At 43.6% G+C, this 18,867-nt stretch carries 24 protein-coding genes; all 24 read right to left on the bottom strand.

Going from position 1 to position 18,867, the window contains the following annotated elements; all coding sequences use genetic code 11:
* Positions 1-7 precede the first annotated feature (7 nt).
* Positions 8-277, bottom strand: a complete 270-nt coding sequence (fliQ, locus tag AC0VYE_RS15635; RefSeq protein ID WP_054028974.1) for a flagellar biosynthesis protein FliQ — start codon at positions 275-277, stop codon at positions 8-10.
* 22 nt (positions 278-299) lie between these two features.
* Positions 300-1,007, bottom strand: a complete 708-nt coding sequence (gene fliP / locus AC0VYE_RS15630; protein WP_372239010.1) for a flagellar type III secretion system pore protein FliP — start codon at positions 1,005-1,007, stop codon at positions 300-302.
* Between the two features lie 37 nt (positions 1,008-1,044).
* Positions 1,045-1,644: a flagellar biosynthetic protein FliO gene (locus AC0VYE_RS15625; protein WP_179089830.1), complete on the bottom strand. Its 600-nt coding sequence runs from the start codon at positions 1,642-1,644 to the stop codon at positions 1,045-1,047.
* A 57-nt stretch (positions 1,645-1,701) separates the two neighbouring features.
* Positions 1,702-2,064 (bottom strand): response regulator, encoded by a 363-nt coding sequence (locus AC0VYE_RS15620; RefSeq protein WP_076269158.1) that lies wholly within the window; start codon positions 2,062-2,064, stop codon positions 1,702-1,704.
* 20 nt (positions 2,065-2,084) lie between these two features.
* The gene (gene fliY / locus AC0VYE_RS15615; protein WP_475449022.1) at positions 2,085-3,350 is read right to left on the bottom strand and encodes a flagellar motor switch phosphatase FliY; all 1,266 of its coding nucleotides are present in this window, start codon (positions 3,348-3,350) and stop codon (positions 2,085-2,087) included.
* Entirely contained in the window at positions 3,340-4,341 is a 1,002-nt protein-coding gene (fliM, locus tag AC0VYE_RS15610) for a flagellar motor switch protein FliM (protein WP_054028979.1), read from the bottom strand. Before fliM ends, fliY begins: the two co-directional genes overlap by 11 nt.
* 37 nt (positions 4,342-4,378) lie before the next feature.
* Positions 4,379-4,843: a flagellar basal body-associated FliL family protein gene (locus tag AC0VYE_RS15605; RefSeq protein ID WP_076269156.1), complete on the bottom strand. Its 465-nt coding sequence runs from the start codon at positions 4,841-4,843 to the stop codon at positions 4,379-4,381.
* Complete coding sequence (locus AC0VYE_RS15600) at positions 4,840-5,067, bottom strand: flagellar FlbD family protein (protein ID WP_054028981.1); 228 nt, start codon at positions 5,065-5,067, stop codon at positions 4,840-4,842. Before AC0VYE_RS15600 ends, AC0VYE_RS15605 begins: the two co-directional genes overlap by 4 nt.
* 56 nt (positions 5,068-5,123) lie before the next feature.
* The gene (gene flgG / locus AC0VYE_RS15595) at positions 5,124-5,942 is read right to left on the bottom strand and encodes a flagellar basal body rod protein FlgG (protein ID WP_076269155.1); all 819 of its coding nucleotides are present in this window, start codon (positions 5,940-5,942) and stop codon (positions 5,124-5,126) included.
* Between the two features lie 116 nt (positions 5,943-6,058).
* Positions 6,059-6,436: a TIGR02530 family flagellar biosynthesis protein gene (locus AC0VYE_RS15590; RefSeq protein WP_076269154.1), complete on the bottom strand. Its 378-nt coding sequence runs from the start codon at positions 6,434-6,436 to the stop codon at positions 6,059-6,061.
* Positions 6,436-6,969, bottom strand: a complete 534-nt coding sequence (locus AC0VYE_RS15585; RefSeq protein WP_076269153.1) for a flagellar hook capping FlgD N-terminal domain-containing protein — start codon at positions 6,967-6,969, stop codon at positions 6,436-6,438. Before AC0VYE_RS15585 ends, AC0VYE_RS15590 begins: the two co-directional genes overlap by 1 nt.
* A gap of 41 nt (positions 6,970-7,010) precedes the next feature.
* Positions 7,011-8,381, bottom strand: coding sequence for a flagellar hook-length control protein FliK (locus tag AC0VYE_RS15580; protein ID WP_475449019.1), 1,371 nt, complete (start codon positions 8,379-8,381; stop codon positions 7,011-7,013).
* Positions 8,382-8,426: 45 nt separating this feature from the next.
* The gene (locus AC0VYE_RS15575) at positions 8,427-9,323 is read right to left on the bottom strand and encodes a MotE family protein (protein ID WP_256710965.1); all 897 of its coding nucleotides are present in this window, start codon (positions 9,321-9,323) and stop codon (positions 8,427-8,429) included.
* A gap of 46 nt (positions 9,324-9,369) precedes the next feature.
* Entirely contained in the window at positions 9,370-9,816 is a 447-nt protein-coding gene (gene fliJ, locus AC0VYE_RS15570) for a flagellar export protein FliJ (RefSeq protein ID WP_076269151.1), read from the bottom strand.
* 8 nt (positions 9,817-9,824) lie between these two features.
* Complete coding sequence (fliI, locus tag AC0VYE_RS15565; RefSeq protein ID WP_076269150.1) at positions 9,825-11,150, bottom strand: flagellar protein export ATPase FliI; 1,326 nt, start codon at positions 11,148-11,150, stop codon at positions 9,825-9,827.
* Positions 11,137-11,976 carry a FliH/SctL family protein gene (locus AC0VYE_RS15560; protein WP_076269149.1) on the bottom strand — a complete coding sequence of 280 codons (840 nt, stop codon included), beginning with the start codon at positions 11,974-11,976 and terminating at the stop codon, positions 11,137-11,139. The genes fliI and AC0VYE_RS15560 overlap by 14 nt, the downstream gene beginning before the upstream one ends.
* Positions 11,969-12,970 (bottom strand): flagellar motor switch protein FliG, encoded by a 1,002-nt coding sequence (fliG, locus tag AC0VYE_RS15555; protein ID WP_179089844.1) that lies wholly within the window; start codon positions 12,968-12,970, stop codon positions 11,969-11,971. The genes AC0VYE_RS15560 and fliG overlap by 8 nt, the downstream gene beginning before the upstream one ends.
* 23 nt (positions 12,971-12,993) lie before the next feature.
* Complete coding sequence (gene fliF / locus AC0VYE_RS15550; RefSeq protein ID WP_076269148.1) at positions 12,994-14,565, bottom strand: flagellar basal-body MS-ring/collar protein FliF; 1,572 nt, start codon at positions 14,563-14,565, stop codon at positions 12,994-12,996.
* A 42-nt stretch (positions 14,566-14,607) separates the two neighbouring features.
* A complete protein-coding gene (fliE, locus tag AC0VYE_RS15545) occupies positions 14,608-14,913 on the bottom strand; it encodes a flagellar hook-basal body complex protein FliE (protein ID WP_076269147.1) in 306 nt (101 codons plus the stop codon).
* A gap of 39 nt (positions 14,914-14,952) precedes the next feature.
* Positions 14,953-15,402: a flagellar basal body rod protein FlgC gene (gene flgC, locus AC0VYE_RS15540; protein ID WP_076269146.1), complete on the bottom strand. Its 450-nt coding sequence runs from the start codon at positions 15,400-15,402 to the stop codon at positions 14,953-14,955.
* 2 nt (positions 15,403-15,404) lie between these two features.
* Positions 15,405-15,818 carry a flagellar basal body rod protein FlgB gene (gene flgB / locus AC0VYE_RS15535; RefSeq protein WP_076269145.1) on the bottom strand — a complete coding sequence of 138 codons (414 nt, stop codon included), beginning with the start codon at positions 15,816-15,818 and terminating at the stop codon, positions 15,405-15,407.
* 216 nt (positions 15,819-16,034) lie between these two features.
* Positions 16,035-16,805 (bottom strand): GTP-sensing pleiotropic transcriptional regulator CodY, encoded by a 771-nt coding sequence (gene codY, locus AC0VYE_RS15530; RefSeq protein WP_076269144.1) that lies wholly within the window; start codon positions 16,803-16,805, stop codon positions 16,035-16,037.
* Positions 16,806-16,832: 27 nt separating this feature from the next.
* Positions 16,833-18,233 (bottom strand): ATP-dependent protease ATPase subunit HslU, encoded by a 1,401-nt coding sequence (gene hslU / locus AC0VYE_RS15525; RefSeq protein WP_441881297.1) that lies wholly within the window; start codon positions 18,231-18,233, stop codon positions 16,833-16,835.
* Between the two features lie 78 nt (positions 18,234-18,311).
* Entirely contained in the window at positions 18,312-18,857 is a 546-nt protein-coding gene (gene hslV / locus AC0VYE_RS15520; protein ID WP_475449016.1) for an ATP-dependent protease subunit HslV, read from the bottom strand.
* Positions 18,858-18,867: the final 10 nt, after the last annotated feature.

Genomic DNA, 18,867 nt, shown 5'->3' with positions numbered 1-18,867 from the left:
TCACAACCTAACCGATGTAATTATGAAGATTGTTCAGCAGATTGTAAGTGAAGTCGATAACCGTATTTAGAATCCATGGGCCAAAAATGATGATGGACACGAAAACCGCTACAATTTTCGGAACAAATGCCAGCGTCTGCTCCTGAATCTGTGTTGTTGCTTGAAATATGCTGACTAGTAACCCTACGACCAAAGCAAGAACGAGCATTGGTGCACTGGCTTTCAAAACAACGAATACGGCCTGGCTGGCCAACCCGATTATGAAATCAGTACTCATCAAACGTCCCTCCCTGCTAGTATCACGTGTTGAAACTTAATAACAAAGATTTTACGATCAAATACCATCCATCTACCAATACAAATAGTAGTATCTTAAACGGCAAGGAAATCATAACAGGAGGCAGCATCATCATCCCCATTGCCATCAATGTGCTTGCGACAATCATATCGATGACTAGAAACGGAATGAATATCATAAATCCCATTATAAAAGCTGTTTTCAGCTCGCTTATGGCATATGCAGGTATTAGTACTGTGATCGGAATCTCTTCAAATGAAGCCGGCTTCTCTGTTTTCGTATAATTCATAAAAAGCATTAAGTCCTTTTCCCTCGTATGAGAGAACATAAACTTCTTCATCGGAACGGAGGCTTCCTTAAAAGCTTCTGTTTGAGAGATTTGACCTTTTAAATAGGGCTGCAATGCAACATCATTTACTTGAGAGAACGTTGGAGCCATGATAAAGAAGGTTAGGAACATTGCCAGTCCAATCAACACTTGATTGGGTGGCATTTGCTGTGTTCCAAGCGATGTTCTTACAAAGCCCAGAACGATAACGATTCGAGTAAAGCTTGTCATTAGCACCATAATCGCTGGTGCGATACTTAGTACTGTAATTAATAGAAGAATGGATAATGCGCTAGTATCGGGCGTGTCACCGCTTCCGTTGCCAATATTGATGGATACGTCGGGTAACGGCTCGGCAAATGCTTGATTATGTAATAACATCGCAAGCAATTGAACAACAACGATTGATATCCACCACTTATTTTTCATCATCCATCAACCGTTCATTTGATTTAGATTCATGCAATAACGATTCCAATTGCTGCTTGCGGTCAGCTTGCTGACTAAGCTTATTTTGCAACAAATCCTGAAAGGAAGACGTCTTGTTCCACTGCTCGTTCGTAGGATCAGACCCATTCGGATTGTTGCGATCTTTGAACTTCTTAAGTATTTGTGAAACTAGATCCTTTGACCAAGCCGATTCCTGTTGACGCTCCAGCGCTGAAATAACAGCACTTGCTTGCTCAGGATCATCTAGCTTGTCAATTAGAGTTATGTTCTCGCCGACGCCAACGATATAAATCCGACCAGCAATCTCGACGACTTGTAACGAGTTATTCTGTCCTAGCGCAATACCGCCAAGTGAACGAAGCGATCGATTCGTTCCCCACATGCGATTGCGCTGCGACAACCATTTAATGACTAAAATAATTAATACGATAACGATGGCAAGCGATACGATAACCCAAATCATGTTGCCCGCTAGATCATTTGTTCCGGTAAACATCATTTGTCCTTCATCGTTTGCGCTGCTGCCGCCTTGTGCCGCAGCAGCCGCAAATTGTGGCCAAATCGCCATCCCAAGAGCAGACACCATTGAAATGCGCGAAGCTATGTTAAACATAATGTCTAACCGTTATCCGAGTGTTTTCTTGATCGCTTCAATTACACGATCAGCTTGGAACGGTTTGACGATGAAGTCCTTTGCGCCTGCTTGAATCGCATCAATTACCATTGCTTGCTGACCCATTGCTGAACACATAATTACTTTAGCATTGCTATCAATTTTTTTAATTTCTTTCAGAGCGGAGATTCCGTCCATCTCAGGCATCGTAATATCCATTGTTGTCAAATCAGGTTTCAATTCCTTGTACTTCTCCACTGCTTGTGCGCCGTCTTGGGCTTCACCGACGACTTCGTAGCCGTTCTTTGATAAAATGTCACGAATCATCATGCGCATGAAAGCTGCGTCGTCTACGATAAGAATGCGGTTTGCCATCTTTTTATCCTCCTAGGATGCTATTGTAATTTTTGAATGCGGTCCCATTGGCTTACGATATCCGTTACACGAACACCAAAGTTTTCATCTATGACAACAACCTCGCCTTTTGCGATCAGCTTGTTATTCACTAGGATGTCGACTGGTTCGCCAGCTAGCTTGTCCAGCTCAATAATAGAACCTTGCGACAGCTCCAAAATATCTTTTATCTGCTTTTGGGTCCTTCCTAATTCTACCGTGACCTTAAGCGGTATGTCGAGAAGTAAATTGAGGTTTGTCTCATCTGGCTGAATAATTGGCGCATTGCCAAAATTAGCAAATTGCACAGGCTGTACATTAACATTTCGACTAGCTGCATGACCATATGTATGAGGCCCCGGCGGCTGCATCGACATGTCGTAGCCAGCTGCAGGTGTTTGATACGGCATAGAAGGCATTTGAGGCGCCTGTGAAGCCATATTCATTTGCGGCGGCACAGCGTTCAAATGGGCTGCTGCAGCCGTTTCTTGCATTGCCATAGCTTGTTGTGCTGCTGGCGCTGCTGCAGCCGTTTGAGGCGCTGGAACAGCAGGCTGAGCTGGCTGATCATCCACCACTCCCATTAATATATCAACCATTTGTTTCGCAAACGGAATGGGCAGCAGCTGCATGATTGTTGAATCTATGAGATCTCCAATCGTAAGCCGGAATGATATTTTTATAAACATATCTACCGGTGGCAAATGTTCCATGCCATCACCGTTATTAACATCTAGAATGTCAATGCCTGGCGGCGAAATATTGACAAACCGATTAAATATCGTTGACATCGACGTAGCAGATGACCCCATCATTTGATTCATCGCTTCTTGAACTGCACTAATGTGAATTTCATTAAGCTCTTCTACAGTGATGTTGGTGCCTTCACCGCCAAGCATCAAATCAGCAATGATTTGGGCATCTTTTGTTTTTATGACAAGTGAATTAATGCCTTGAAAGCCGTCTACGTATTGCACGCTAACTGCAACATGAGGCTTAGGGAAAATGTCAGCAAGCTCATCTTTTCTTACAATAGTAACTTGTGGCGTAGTAATATCTACTTTCTTGCCAAGCAACGTTGACAATGCTGTTGCCGCGCTGCCAAATGTTATGTTTCCAATCTCACCCAGAGCAGACTGTTCCATATCGGATAAAAAGTCTGAAAGTTGTGTTCCGACTTCAGTGTGCTGCTCCGGTTCCGGCTCACTGGAGGATTGACGTAGCAATGCATCAATTTCCTCTTGTGACAAATAGTCCTTACTCGTCATAATCTTCTTCCACTCCTTCAGTGACAATCTCATCTACTTGAACAGCTAGCCGATCCTTAACAGAGCCTGCACTGCCAATGAATTTAAGCTTGTCTCCAACTTTAATGTTGAGACCATCATTAACTGATTTATTCAATGAAATAACATCACCAATATTCAGTCCTAGAAACTCTTGAATGGTTAGCGACGATTCGCCAAGCTCAGCTACGATAGGAAGCTTCGCTTTATTTACTCGCTGCTCCAATATTTCAACTTCCTCTGGCGCGCGAGCTTTCTTCTGCGATACAAACCAGTGATGAACAGACAGCCTGGACATAATCGGTTCAATAACGACATGCGGAATACAAAGGTTAATCATACCCGTCGTATCGCCAATTTTGGTACTGAATGAAATGAGTGCGATCGTTTCATTGGGCGATACAATTTGCATGAACTGCGGGTTCGTTTCCAATGCTTCCAGCCTAGGAGAAATATCGATTACTGTTTTCCAAGCCTCCTGCAAGCCTTCAAACGTTCGACTGAAAATTTTCTCCATAATAATGGTTTCAATTTCAGTTAAGTTGTTGATTTTGGATGGCGCTATGCCTTGTCCGCCTAACATTCGATCCAGCATTGCGTACGCTACGTTTGGATGAACTTCAAGCACCATACGACCTTCCAGCGGCTCCGCTTCAAAAATGTTCAATATCGTCATCTTTGGTATCGAACGAATAAATTCATCGTAAGGCAATTGCTCGACCTGCACGACATTAATTTGAACAAATGTGCGAAGTTGTGCTGAGAAATAGGTTGTCAAATACCGTGCGAAGTTTTCATGAATCCGCGTCAAACTTCTAATATGATCCTTCGAAAAACGTACGGCGCGTTTGAAATTATACACACTGACTTTTCGCGTCGTTTCTTCCTTCTTTAAATCCTCTGCATCCATTTCACCGGAATCCAAGGCAGCTAGTAGCGCATCAATTTCATTTTGCGATAAAACATCAACCAAATATCTCACCTCCTTCGAGGAATGTCTGCGTAGTCAGTTAAAGTGGAGCAAGTGTAAAGTCAGTGATTTCTACCTTAATCAACTTCCCTTTAGGAATAATAGGATTGATTAAGTTGAGAAGCTTCGACTCAAGTGCGTCTTCACCTTGAGAACCCTGCAGCTCATCTGCTGTCATATCAGCAATAACACGGTTAATAATTGGGCGAACTTCAATCTCAAGCAGTTTATCAAAATCTTCTTTTGTTTTCTTCTTGTCAAGCTGGAAAGCAAAACTCAAAATAACGACATATTCACGATCTTTCAGATTTCTTCTGAATTCCTTTAATTCAGAAGTTACGGCCACACGCTCATCAGCCGATAAAGCTTTAACCTCAATCGTTTTTGTTTCCGTCGCCTGCTCCTTAGGGTCAGTAAAAAACGACTTGAACAAGATGATTGAAACAATGGCGATTAATGTTATGGATAACAAAATCGTAATTAACCAAGGTAGCATTTTCTTCATGACGATGGACCCTCCGTTTGCTCACTCTTTTGGGCCGCCGCAATAAGGCCAATTGTGCGAAGATACTGCCCATTAAGCTGCAACAGTTCCGTTGTTTTTTCTTTTACAACCAGCTTCTTGCCCGTCGTAAGTGTAATCACCGTATCCGCTGATTCTTCAATCATTTCAATTAATAAAGCATTTATGGTGACCTTTGTTCCGTTCAACCGCGTTACGGTAATCATCAGTTGCCCCCTCACACCTAGGGGAGGCGTTAAGCCTCCCGCTCGTTATGACTTACTTATCGTTTTAGATTAACTACCTCTTGCAAAATTTCATCAGAAGTTGTAATGATACGTGAATTCGCTTGGAAACCACGTTGTGCAACGATCATTTCTGTAAATTCAGCAGTTAAGTCAACGTTAGACATTTCCAGCTGACCGGCAATGATTGCGCCTGTACCGAATTCAGGATCAGTCGCAAACGTCATGAAATCCTCAATAGAAGCATCCGGATTAGCATTCGCTGTAACACGGTACATATTGCCGCCAAGTTTCTCAAGACCGCTTGGATTTACAACTTTGGCTACGCCAAGCTGTGCAACGGCTTCCGTACCATCCGCTGTTACACCCATGATCGTTCCGTCTTGACCAATGGAAAACGCCGTAATTGCCTCATCAAGTACGATAGGCTCTTGATCAACGCTTAGTACGAAATAGCCATCACCTGTAACAAGCTGTCTATTCGAATCAAGCGTAAAGTTGCCCGCACGTGTTAAAAGCATTTCAGAATCTTCGCTCGCCCTAACTACGAAAAATCCGTCTCCGTCAATACGAAGGTCTGTCGGTTGGTTCGTTGTCATTGCGCTTCCTGCGGTATGTACGGTATCGATAGAGCCAATAGACACGCCGAGTCCGATTTGTTTTGCGTTAACGCCGCCGCGCACGCCTTCCTCAGGTGCGGTAACGCCCGCAACCGTTTGGCTCAAAATATCTTTGAACATGACGCGCCCTGCTTTAAAGCCAACCGTGTTCACGTTCGCAATATTGTTACCAATAACGTCTAGCTTTGTTTGGAAGCCGCGCATACCGGACACGCCCGAATACATCGATCTTAGCATTTTCGTAATTCCTCCTAGGGAATGGATTAAAATCTTATGGGCTTCAAAAAAATGTTAGCACTATCATAAACTGCTTCAATCGGTCCACAGCTTGAGGCTCCCTGATAGGTCCAGCCTTACGATAATATAATAGCGCTGTCTATTTGCGTAAATACGTTGCTTCGCATTTGCGCGCCATCCATTGCAGTCACAACTGTACGGCTTGGGACATTCACAATCATTGCAATGTCTCGGAAAACGATTAATGAATCCTGAGCGCCTTTGGATGCTGCCTCTTCGACCGCATTCATTATTTTGGTTAATGACTCTGGTTGCAAGTTAATGCCTCGCTGCTGCATTCTAACCTCGGCATGATGACTAAACTTTAAAACCTTGCCATTAAGTATTTCTTGAAATTCAGATGGCTGAGCTGAACGGTTGGCAACGGTCTTGCTAGGCTGCAGAGGTGTCGACTTAACCGGGAAAATATGACCGATTTTTATGCCTTCACTCATTATTTATCAGCCCCTTCCTCAGCACCAGCTGGATCCGAAGGATTCTTGTCTACGCCGTTATCTTCCCCTGTAGGATCCTCTGGCGTTGGTGTTTCACCCGTTGTTTCCGATATAGAGTTGACATAATCAAGAGCAATTTCAGCTCCGCCTACCCTTGCATAAAGGAGACCATCCTTCGAAATAATGGAATCAACTACGCCTTTGGCGGTCTTGATTGCACCAGCATCATCATATTCATTCCATTCAATCGTTTTACCGATCAAGCTGGATGCTGAACCAATGTTTTGACGCATTAAAGATAGCTCGGTGGACATATTCATCAGCTGCTCTACAGAAGTAAATTGCGCCATCTGAGCGATGAACTCTTTATCCTGAAGCGGCTGCATAGGATCCTGGTTGCGAAGCTGCGTAACTAGAATACTTAGAAATTGATCTTTCCCAAGCGTATCCGTGTTTTTTTTATTTGCTGCAGCTTGTACATTCTCTTTGCTGTAATTCGGCCAAACTACGCGAGTAGAAACGCTATCTGCCATTTCCGATCACCTCCGATCTCTCTAACCCTCTACTAACTCCACTACGCTTTAACGTTGATGCCTCTGCCAAATCCAAGACCTTGAATCGTCGCTTGTTGAACCATTTCGGTTTCAAATTGAGACTCATTCACAGTTTCGTCAGTGTTCACAGCATTACGATTGGATGACTGCTGCTGATTGCTTCCTTGTCCATGCTGCTGTTGAAACAGCTGCGCAGCTGATTGTCCTTGCGAAACTTCAAGCTTATCTACCATTAGGCCTTGCGCTTGAAGCGCTGACCGCAGTTGAGCCATTTGATTATCCAGCATGTCCTTGGCCATTGCCGTATCCGTTTGGAAGATCGCGGTTAAAAGTCCATTTTGCATCGTTATTTTTACGTCTACTTGCCCTAAATGTTCAGGGTATAACATGAGTTTCGCTTCTGAAACGCCATTCAATGTAGTAAGATCAAATTTCTGTACGATCATACCTGTCATGGATTGGGCAAATTCATCAGCGACAACAAATGAAGTAGCTGCTGCTGCATTAGCAACAAGAGAAGTAAACGTCCGCATTGTATCCGGATTGTTTGTTCCAAGCTGCATTTGCGGAATCAATTCAATAGAAGAGTCAGATACATCTGATGCGATTGCCTGCTCCATACCCTGTACTGCAGTTGTTAATAATGCAGGATGGGCGGTTTGCTGTGACAGTCGTTGCAATAGCGTACTAACGTCAGCTTGCTGTACATTTTGAGCCGTAAACAGTTGTTGTGTAAAAGCGGTCGATTTCGTATGAGTCTTAGTCGTATCCACCGGCTCGCCTTCCAAAATCGCTGTTAACGCCTTAAGCTGTTGTGCCACCAAAACTGTTGGCTCTTGCTGTCCAACCAACTTTGTTGTTCCCTGCTGCAGCATCACTTGCATTTGCAGCAACGTATCCTGCAGGCTTGATTTGATATTTACTGCATTTTTCCCCTCTAGTGAAATAGAGGAATCTTCCTCACCGTTAGTCGGTTGACCAATCGGTTGCTGAATGACAGGCACTGGAATGCCAAGCAGAGCAAGCAAAGCATTCATTTGATCAAGCACGTCTTCCAACTGTTGAAGCTGCTGATCATCTTCAATAGGAGCCTTGCCGTCTTCACCATTAGTTGCATCCAATTGCGCTAGCAAGCCATCGATGATTGACATGAGGTCAGATAATGTTGGTGCTGCAGCAGCGCCATCCACCCCTACCATAGCTTCCTTAGATACGTTTGCAACTAAAGGTGCAGCTTGCGTCTGACTGCTGCTGCCAGCAGTTTCACTATTAATTTGCTGCACTAACGTTTTCTGAAACGCTGCTCCGCTTGTATTGCCGCTTGCTTGTCCCGTTGTTGTACCTTGTGCTTGCGGTTGTACTACAGCAACTTGTGAAATGTTCATTTCCATTTTTCTCACCTCCTTTCAAATAGAGGGAAAACATAAGGTCAGACATTAACTTCCTGTCATTAATTTAGCTACAATTTTTGCTGTTGTCGTTTCATTAATTCCAGACATTTCTGCAATAATGGATGATCTTGTTTGATTATCGACCGCATTTAAAATCCGAAGCACTTTGCTTGGACTCACATCTATCATTTTGATAAGAAGCTCTGCAGCGCTCTTTGCATTCATAGCTGTAAACGTTGCACTTAATTGCTCTTGATCAAGAACAGAGGAAGCAGGCTTCGTTGTTGGCGATTTCTGTGAATCAAGTCTTGCTTGAAGCGCAGCAATTTGCAAATCCTTTGCCTGCACGTTATCCTTCAGCTTCATCGCTGCATCAGCTGCCGTCTGAGGATTCATCTTCTCCATAATGCGCACTCGATCATCAGGCCGCATATTTGCAAATACGAGTACCATTTCATCTAAAGTCATGCTTTGCAAGATTGGAGCAGCTTTACTTGGCGTAATTTTGGAAAACATGCTTGCCAGTTCTTGAATTTTCGCTTGATATTGCTCATCCTCAAGCAATTGATCATCGTTTACACCTTTAAGCTGGGTGTTATCACTTTCCAAATTCTTTACTTCTTGCTCAAGCGTCGCTTTCGTTTGATTCGCAGCTGCCAGTTCGCTTTCAATTGCAGTAAGCTGTGTTTGCAAATCTGCTATTTTTGCTGACATATTCGCTGTCTTCAAAGCATCATCATTTCCAGGCCCGCCTGCAACCTTTGGCTCGGGAAGCACGTCTTTTAGAAAGGGAACTGAGTTTCCGGCTTCCAGCATCTTATTGCGGAAATCAATATTGAACAAGGTGTACAAAACACCGAGCAATACAATTGCGAATAAAATTGGTGTCATCAAAAACATAATTCTCTCTAGCGTGCTATAGCCTTGCTTTTCATTATCCATACCCGCCAATTCCACTCACTCCCTCTAGCCGGTGTCACGCATCACTTTATGGGGTTGGTATCATGAAACGGACGCTTGCCATCTCATCTAGTTCGTTCTGCTCTTTGATTTGCATCGCATACTGGAACCGATCACGCGCATGATCTTTTGCTTTAAGCCACACTTTCTCATCTTTCATCTTGTCTGAAAGCTTAAGTCGGCTTTGCTCAACCGCCTTCTGTGCATGCAACACATCTTTCAATTTGCTTGTAATGCAAGTGACCAAATAGTCCAAATATTGCTGAATAACTTGAAGCTCAGATAAAGGAACAGCAGTCTGTGAAGATTCAAGCAGCTTGCTTTCCCATTCTTGCTGCTTCGCACGCAATTGCTCTAACGACAATTCTTCAGCCGCTAGAGCACCAATGGCCGATGAAAGAATCCATTCCGCCTGTGTTTTTTCACTAGATTTTAAATCAACAACTTTTTGAAAAGTATAACGAAACGATGCCATCTCGTGATTCAACTCCTGTAGAAGTCATTAATTAAACGACTTTGCGCTTCCTCTAAGCTCACCTTTTCATTGGTCTTTTGCTTTGTGTAGCTCTGAATCGGTTCAATAAATTCTAGCGCCATATCAATTTCTACATTTGATCCTCGTTGGTACGCCCCTATATTGATCAGGTCTTCCGAATCTTTATATGTAGCTAGCATTTTTTTTAGTTCATTCGCCGCATCTTGCTGTTCTTCTGTGACAATTTCCTTCATAACACGGCTGACAGAAGCTAAAACATCGATGGCTGGAAAATGACCTTTATGCGCTAGCTGACGACTTAAAACGATATGACCATCCAATATTCCGCGGACAGCATCTGCGATAGGTTCATTCATATCGTCACCATCAACAAGAACGGTGTAGAAAGCGGTTATCGATCCTGTGGGCCCTGTCCCTGCACGTTCCAGAAGCTTTGGCAGTGCAGCGAATACAGAAGGTGTATAACCTCTAGTAGCAGGCGGTTCACCAATAGCCAGACCTACTTCACGAAGTGCCATTGCATACCTTGTAACGGAATCCATCATCAACATAACGTCCAGACCGCGATCACGGAAATATTCAGCAATGGATGTCGCAATTAATGCGCCTTTCATGCGAATGAGTGCTGGTTGATCTGAAGTTGCAACAATAACAACCGAACGAGACAAGCCTTCTGGGCCAAGATCCTTCTCGATAAATTCGAGCACTTCACGACCACGCTCGCCGATTAATGCAATTACGTTAACATCAGCTGAAGTATTGCGAGCAATCATGCCAAGCAGTGTACTTTTCCCTACACCGGATCCAGCGAATATGCCTACACGCTGACCACGCCCGACGGTAAGAAGCCCATCAATCGCTCTTACACCGATACCGAGTGGTTCAACGACGCGCGGACGTTTAAGCGGATTGCTTGGTTCATTATAAGTAGAGTAATGCGGCATTCGCCTTGGCAAAAATGATCCATCCAGCGGATTTCCAAGCCCATCGAGCACTTTACCGAGCAGCTCTGATCCGACTTGAACAGTCAAAGGTTTGCCTGTACCTACAACATCACAGCCCGGGCTAATGGACTGAAGATCACCAAGAGGCATTAATATTACTTTATTATCACGAAAACCAACGACCTCTGCCTTGATAGGTTTTGCGCCTTTGGAAGGATAAATAAAGCAAACATCGCCAATGCTCGCATCAGGTCCTTCTGACTCCACGGTTAGACCGATAACCTGAGTGACTTTGCCATTTACCCGAACGGGATCAAGCGGCTGCAAATGCTCAATATACTTAAGCACATCTAGATTATTCACTATCATAGGCTTGACCTCGTTCTTCGCCGCTATGATGAGCAAGATGTATTAATTCTTTTTTAATCTCAGCAAGCTGCGTGTCAATTCGAGCGTCTATGCTGCCAAATGAAGAGCGAATGACACAACCATTGTCTTTAACCGTCGAGTCAGGCAAAATTTGCAATTCCGCTTGAGAATCGATGGCCATATGAAGCTCTTCTCTAGCCGCTTGCACGAATGCAAGCTGTCCAGGTGCAACACATAGAGTAATAACTCCTTGCTCTCTGCGTCTAGACAATGATTTGCGAATGAGCTCGATTGCCATTTCAGGAGCCGTTGATAGCTGCTGCCCAATAATTTTTTCGGCAATCGCACAGCTTAGTTCAACAAGAAAGGGTTCTGCTTCCTGAATGATTTGTTCTCTCATTTGAAATGCAGTTTTTAGCACATCCGATGCTTCAGCCAGCTTTTGCTCCCAGATCTCACGCATTTCCTTTTCGGATTGCGCGGCTCCTTCGGCATAACCAAGCTCATAGCCTGATTGCCTGGATGCTTCTGATGCTGATTCATCTTCCGTACGTTTTTCGAGCCACCATACATCGATTTGCTGCTGTGTTTCAGCAAGAAGCTTTTCGCTTTCTTCTGCTGCATCACGCAGTCTCTCTTCTGCATATAGCTGAGCATCATTTAATATTTGATCTCGCAAAGTTATCGTTTCTTCATCAGGAACGGGTTCCATATCCTCTTCCTGATCCAGCGATTCATTGATTTCAAGATTCCGTTGATGCAGCCATTCGAGCTGCTTCAATTGATCAAGAGTAATCACACTCGAAGATTTGATCAAATTAGACAATGATATCGTCTCCTCCACCACGGGCGATGATGATTTCACCTGACTCTTCTAATCTGCGAATCGTAGCAACAATGCGTGTTTGCGCTTCTTCAACATCACGAAGCCGCACTGGTCCCATAAATTCCATTTCTTCTTTGAATGTTTCGGCCATACGCTTCGACATATTGCGGAAGATCGCTTCTCTAACTTCTTCACTTGCCACTTTAAGCGCAAGCTGAAGATCGGAATTCTCGATATCGCGAATGATTCGTTGAATGGAGCGATTGTCGATATTGACAATGTCCTCGAACACGAACATCCGTTTTTTGATTTCTTCTGCAAGCTCTGGATCTTGAATTTCAAGCGCGTCGAGAATCGTACGCTCCGTCCCGCGATCGACACCATTCAATATTTGAACGATAGAGTCGATACCGCCAGCATTCGTGTAATCCTGGGTAACGGTTGCGGACAGTTTTTGCTCAAGCACTCTTTCCACCTGCGAAATGACTTCTGGCGATGTGCTATCCATCAGAGCAATTCGCCTCGCAACCTCTGCTTGTTTCTCTTGCGGCAGCGACGAAAGAATGTGCGAGGACTGCTCCGATTGCAAATACGATAATACCAAAGCAATCGTTTGCGAGTTCTCATTTTGAATAAAGTTCAAAATTTGTGTAGGCTCCGCTTTTCTAGCGAAGTCAAATGGTCTTACTTGAAGCGTTGCCGTTAACCGGTTAATAACTTCAAGAGCTTTTTGTTCACCAAGCGCTTTCTCCAAAATGTCTTTGGCATAAGAAATGCCGCCTTGCGTGATATACTCTTGAGCCATACAGATTTGGTGGAACTCGCTTAAAATCGTTTCACGATCACTACTGTCCACTTTACGGACATTTGCGATTTCAAGTGTAAGCTGTTCAATTTCTTCATCTCTTAAATGCTTAAATATTTGAGAGGAAACATCAGGTCCAAGCGTAATAAGTAAAATGGCAGCTTTCTGTCGACCAGATAATCCTTGCATTGATTTTGACACATGAACCACCTCTATTCATCCACAAGCCATGTGCGAAGAAGGTTAACGAACTCATCCGGTTTTCGTTTGGCAAGTGTTTCAAGATTTTTTCTAGCCTGACTGTCGTTGTTGACACTTTCCAAATCAAGAGTTGGATATTCCACTTTAGCTGGAGCAACCAATTCAATTTCTTCCTCGGCAACCTTCTTGCGTCTGCGTGCTAACATGTAGATAAGTCCGCCAATGATAGCAAGAGCAGCAACACCAATTCCGATAATCCAAGGTGTTGATAGGAGGCTCGATTCCTTAGCAGAACTGCTTCCAGAAAATGTTCTTGCAATAAGAGCAACTTTTTTCTCTATCAATGCGTCATTGGTTACATCTTGACCAGAATCAGCTAGTTGTGCGCGCACCAATGCAGTCAAATATGTCATAATGGCCGTTCTGCTTGCTTCATCATTCATTTGTGACTGTTCAATGCCGATACTAATAGAAAGGTCTTTTAAAACAAATGGTCCGGATTCGATGTTGTTGTTGATTCGTGTCACATCATAATTCCGAATAGTCGAGTTCGATTCTGAAGAATTGCTGCCCGTCGCAGCCGCTTCGTAGCCTGGCACGTCAGTCTCTCCAGTTCCTGCAACACCGCCAGCGTCTCCGGAATTGCCAGTCGAAGTACTGTTATTCAGCTGTTCACTAATGATAATGCCGTTATTGTTGTTATTGTCTAGCGGCTTCACAACAGATTCTTGCGATGTCTTCTTATCGAAGTTCATGCTGCTAGAAACTTGAACGACTAAATTATCAGCTCCAACGATCGTTCCTAGAAACTGCTGGATATTTTTCTTGAGCTCAGCCTCGTATTTCCTTTGAATGACGAATTGGGACTCAACCGCATCTGAATTATTAGCAATCCCGCCAGCAACATCAGAGTAAATTAATTCGCCTTGAGGACTTGAGATCGTAATATCCTTAATTGCCAAATCCGGAACTGCTGTTTTCACCAAGTTGTAATAGCCGTCGATTTCCTTCTGGCTTGGACGATAGCCAGACACGAATTTCATCATAATCGATGCTGATGCTTGCTCCGCGTCTTCTGCAGAAAGAAATACACTTTCTTTTGGCAAGTTAACCAAAACCTTCGAACTGTCCACACCTTGCATCGCATTCAGCAACTGTTGAACTTCACCGTTCAAAGCATTCAAATATTTTACATTGAATTCATTTTCGGTTGTGCCAAACTGGCTTGAGCTTGCATTAAATGCTTCAAAACCAATGGAACCGTTTTGAACTAAACCTTGAGAACCTACATCTACCTTTATTCGTGCTGCATCTGTGCTCGGTACTGAAATGCTTTTCCCATTGTTGCTGAGCTGGTAAGGTATTCCGCTTCCGTCTAAGTAAGTCATAATAGCAGCTGCGTCTGTTGTATCCAAACCTTGAAAAGCAATTTCGTATTCCGTTCTCGTAAATACAATCGTTAACAAAATAATTGCTAACAATAGTCCACTAATAGATGCCCCCAACCAAATTTTTTGTTTTCTGCCCGTCTGGCTCCATAATTGTGTAAGCCTACCTCGAAACTGGGCGATTCTCTCGTTCACATTTTCACCTCACCCAAATACTATGCTAGGTCTTCATGATGGTTAAATTTGCATCCGCATCATTTCTTGATATGCCTCGACCATTTTGTTGCGGACTTGTGAGGTAAGCTGCAAACTTAGTTGCGCCTGCTCAGAAGCAATTAAAACCTTTGAAACGTCAACCTGACCTATTAAGTATTTGTCGTTAAGCTTATGAACGTTTTTTTCCTGATCACTTACATTATTAATTGCCGTTTCTAGATATTGACCAAATGATTGCGTCAATTGCGCCGGAGTCGCTTCTTGAACCGATTTAGTTTCAATGAGTTTGGTTGGCTGAACCGGGCTAAGCGACATCGCTTGTATCATCATTACTCCCCCAATACTTCATATGGAATTGTTAATCAATTACTTTCCTATTTCTAGTGCCTTAACAAACATTGACTTGGTAGCGTTTAGCGCGGTTACGTTTGCTTCGTAAGATCTTGTAGCTGCAATCATATCTACCATTTCCTTCGTTACATCCACATTCGGCATATTAACATAGCCGTTTGCATCAGCATCAGGATGCGTTGGATTATAAATGAGCTTGTTTGGCGATTGATCCTCTTTAATTCTCGTAACTTTAACTCCTTGAGCAGCGGAGTTTTCATTCATTTGCTGAGAAAGCACATTTGAGAAGGACTGCTGCAGAGGTTCAATGACAACCATCTTTCTCTTATACGGCTGGAATTGTCCATTTACAAAACTGCCTCTCGTCGTTTCAGCATTCGCTATATTAGAAGAAATTACATCCATCCGCAGTCTTTGTGCTGATAGAGCCGAAGCGCTGATATCAAACCCTGTGGACAATTTCATCGTTAAGCTCTCCCTTCAATCGCTGTGCGCATCATTCTTACCTCATGATTAATCTGTTGGACATAAAAGTTGTAGCTTAATTGGTTCTTAGCAAGCAAAGACATCTCACGATCGACATCAACATTATTTTCATTGTTGTTCATCGAAGTTGTTTCATCGGTAATAAGTTTGGGTATAGGTACATTAGAAGAACTTGCTCCAATAGCAATATGCTTTTGATTCGTTCGTTTGCCGATCAATTGCCCTTGCGTATTTCCCATGGATTGCTCTAATAATTCCTCAAACAAAACCTCTGACCGTTTGAAATGCGGCGTATCACCGTTTGCCACATTGTTAGAAATGACGCGCTGCCGCATTTCAGCTGCTTGAAGCGCACCTTCCATTCTTCCAAATGCTGCGCCATTCAACAAATTCACGTAGTTTCACCACTTTCACATAGGGGATCTTCTTAACGTATTCAACAGATTACTGCTCATTCCTTCTTTGTTCGACAGTAAATATTAAAAAAATGAGATACATGTGTCGATTTTTGCCGACATGATAATATTCAACAATTTCCTAAATTATTACAATAAGAAAAAAGCCCTATCTTTAAAATCAGATAGGGCAAAAATGGTCTAAACGTCCTATAATTATCGCTTCATCTTATCTAATTCTTGCAATAATTGGTGATTTAATATTTTAATGTATGTGCCTTTCATGCCTAATGACCTTGTTTCTATGACACCAGCACTCTCCAGTTTCCTAAGCGCATTTACAATAACTGAACGAGTTATGCCTACTCGATCAGCGATCTTCGATGCGACAAGCAAACCTTCCTTGCCATCAAGCTCCTCGAAAATATGCTCGACTGCTTCTAATTCGCTAAATGACAACGAACCGACTGCAACGGCAACGACTGCACGACTGCGAACCTCTTGCTCAATCTCATCCGCGCGCTCCCGTAAAATCTCCATGCCTACAATCGTTGAACCATATTCAGCTAAAATAAGGTCATCGTCATCGAAAGTACCGGACAAACGGGTCAGGACCAACGTACCTAGACGATCTCCTCCGCCAATAATAGGTACAACCGTCATAATTTCTTGATCACCTAACCGTGGAAAAGTTTCGTAAATTCCCGAATCAGGTTTCACATTCGTCATCGATTCCTGCATATCAAGAAACCGAACGTTGCTCTCTTGCGGAAAACGAAGCTCATCAGCTGATAACGTTCGCATGAAATCATGATCAAACGCATCTACTGCGGAGCATCCAAGTATTTTACCCCTCCGGCTGACGACAAACACATTGGTTTGAATCGTTGTACAAAGTACTTCTGCCATTTCCCTGAAACTCAGCGCTTTGCCAGCTGCGCGTTGCAACAACCGGTTCAGCGTTCTAGTCTTCGTTAGTAAAGTCATTCTAATGCCTCCCAAAACTCATAACAACTACAGTATATATTGACTCAAATCACGATTTTGCGCAATGCTTCCGAGTTTTTCTCGAACGTATTCCGGCGTAATCGTCATTTTTTCGAGCGAAAGCTCAGGCGCTTCAAAAGATAGATCCTCCAGCAGCTTCTCCAAAATCGTATGCAAGCGACGTGCGCCAATATTTTCTGTATTGCGGTTAACATCTGCGGCAATAGACGCAAGCTCGCGAATCGCCTCATCCGTAAATTCGATCTGAATGCCTTCCGTTTCAAGTAGAGCTGAATACTGCTTCGTTAAAGCATTTTTTGGTTCTTTCAAAATGCTTACAAAGTCGTCCAAGCTAAGACTAGTCAGCTCTACCCGGATCGGGAAACGACCTTGAAGCTCTGGTATCAAGTCCGAAGGTTTCGCAACATGAAACGCGCCAGCAGCGATAAACAACACATAATCCGTTTTAACTGGACCATATTTTGTCATGACAGTTGAGCCTTCAACGATAGGCAAAATATCACGTTGAACACCTTCCCTAGATACATCTGGGCCAGATCCACGTGATGGGCTCGCAATTTTGTCAATTTCATCTATGAAAATAATGCCGGATTGCTCAGCTCTTGTAATCGATTCGGTAATGACATCATCCATATCGATTATTTTGTTAGCTTCCTCCTGAGTCAACACCTTGCGTGCTTCCTTTACAGGCAGCTTGCGTTTCTTCGGCTTCTTCGGCATTAATTGACCGAACAGCTCCTGCATATTCATGCCCATGCCCTCTGGACCCTGGCCTGAAAGCATATCCATCATATTAGGAGAGGAGTCCTCTACCTCAATTTCAATGATTTCGTTTTCCAGCTTGCCAGCCGCGAGCTGCTCTTTAATTTGCGAACGTTTTTGAAAGAGCGCATTTTCCACTTCCGGCTCTTCCTTTTGCTCTTCTGATTGCTGTTGATTGCCAAACAACATTTCAAATGGATTTTTTTGCGATTTGGCCTTAGCCGTTGACGGAGCAAGCAAAGAAACGATGCGATCATTAGCTAGCTTTTCTGCTCTGTCTTTTACTTTTTCCGTTTTTTCTGTTTTCACCATACGTATAGCTGTTTCCACTAGATCGCGGACCATTGATTCAACATCACGGCCTACATATCCGACCTCAGTAAATTTCGTCGCTTCTAGTTTCACAAATGGTGCTTTAACCAGCTTTGCCAAGCGGCGTGCGATTTCCGTTTTACCTACTCCGGTAGGTCCGATCATCAAAATATTTTTCGGAACGATTTCATCGCGCAGCGTTTCATCGAGCAAACTTCTCCGGTAACGATTGCGAAGCGCAATGGCTACAGAACGTTTCGCTGGTTTTTGCCCAACAATATACTTATCAAGCTCCGCTACGATCTGACGAGGCGTCAGTGCATCATTTCCCATTATAAAATCCCTCCGATTTCTATTCTTCGCTAAGACTTTCCGAAGTTTGGCCTTCTATCCAATATCCTGTTACTCGATTTATACGATCTCTTCAACAATAATATTATGATTCGTGAATACACAAATTTCTGCCGCTATTTCTAGCGATGAACGTGCGATATCCTTTGCTTCCATTTGAGGTGCATGACGCTGAAGCGCCCTTGCTGCTGATAATGCGAAGCTGCCGCCTGAGCCGATTGCTAGAATGCCGTCATCTGGCTCAATGATCTCACCGTTGCCTGAAATAAGCAGCAAGCCGGTATTGTCCATAACGAGCATCATCGCTTCCAATCTACGAAGGACACGGTCTGAACGCCATTCCTTGGCAAGCTCAACAGCTGAACGCTGCAAGTTGCCGTGATGCTCCTCCAGCTTTGCCTCAAACTTCTCGAACAAAGTAATGGCATCTGCAACTGATCCTGCAAAACCTGCGACGACTTGACCGCGATAAAGCCTTCTTACTTTTTTAGCAGAGTTTTTCATGACCATGCTATTCCCAAAAGTGACCTGACCATCCCCGGCAATTGCACCTTTTCCCTCATGACGAACTGCGCAAATCGTTGTAGCGTGAAATTGCATTTCCATTGCTTTGCCT

This window comes from Pristimantibacillus sp. Z349TD_6 (assembly GCF_056173205.1).
This window is presented reverse-complemented; position numbering and strand designations above follow the sequence as displayed.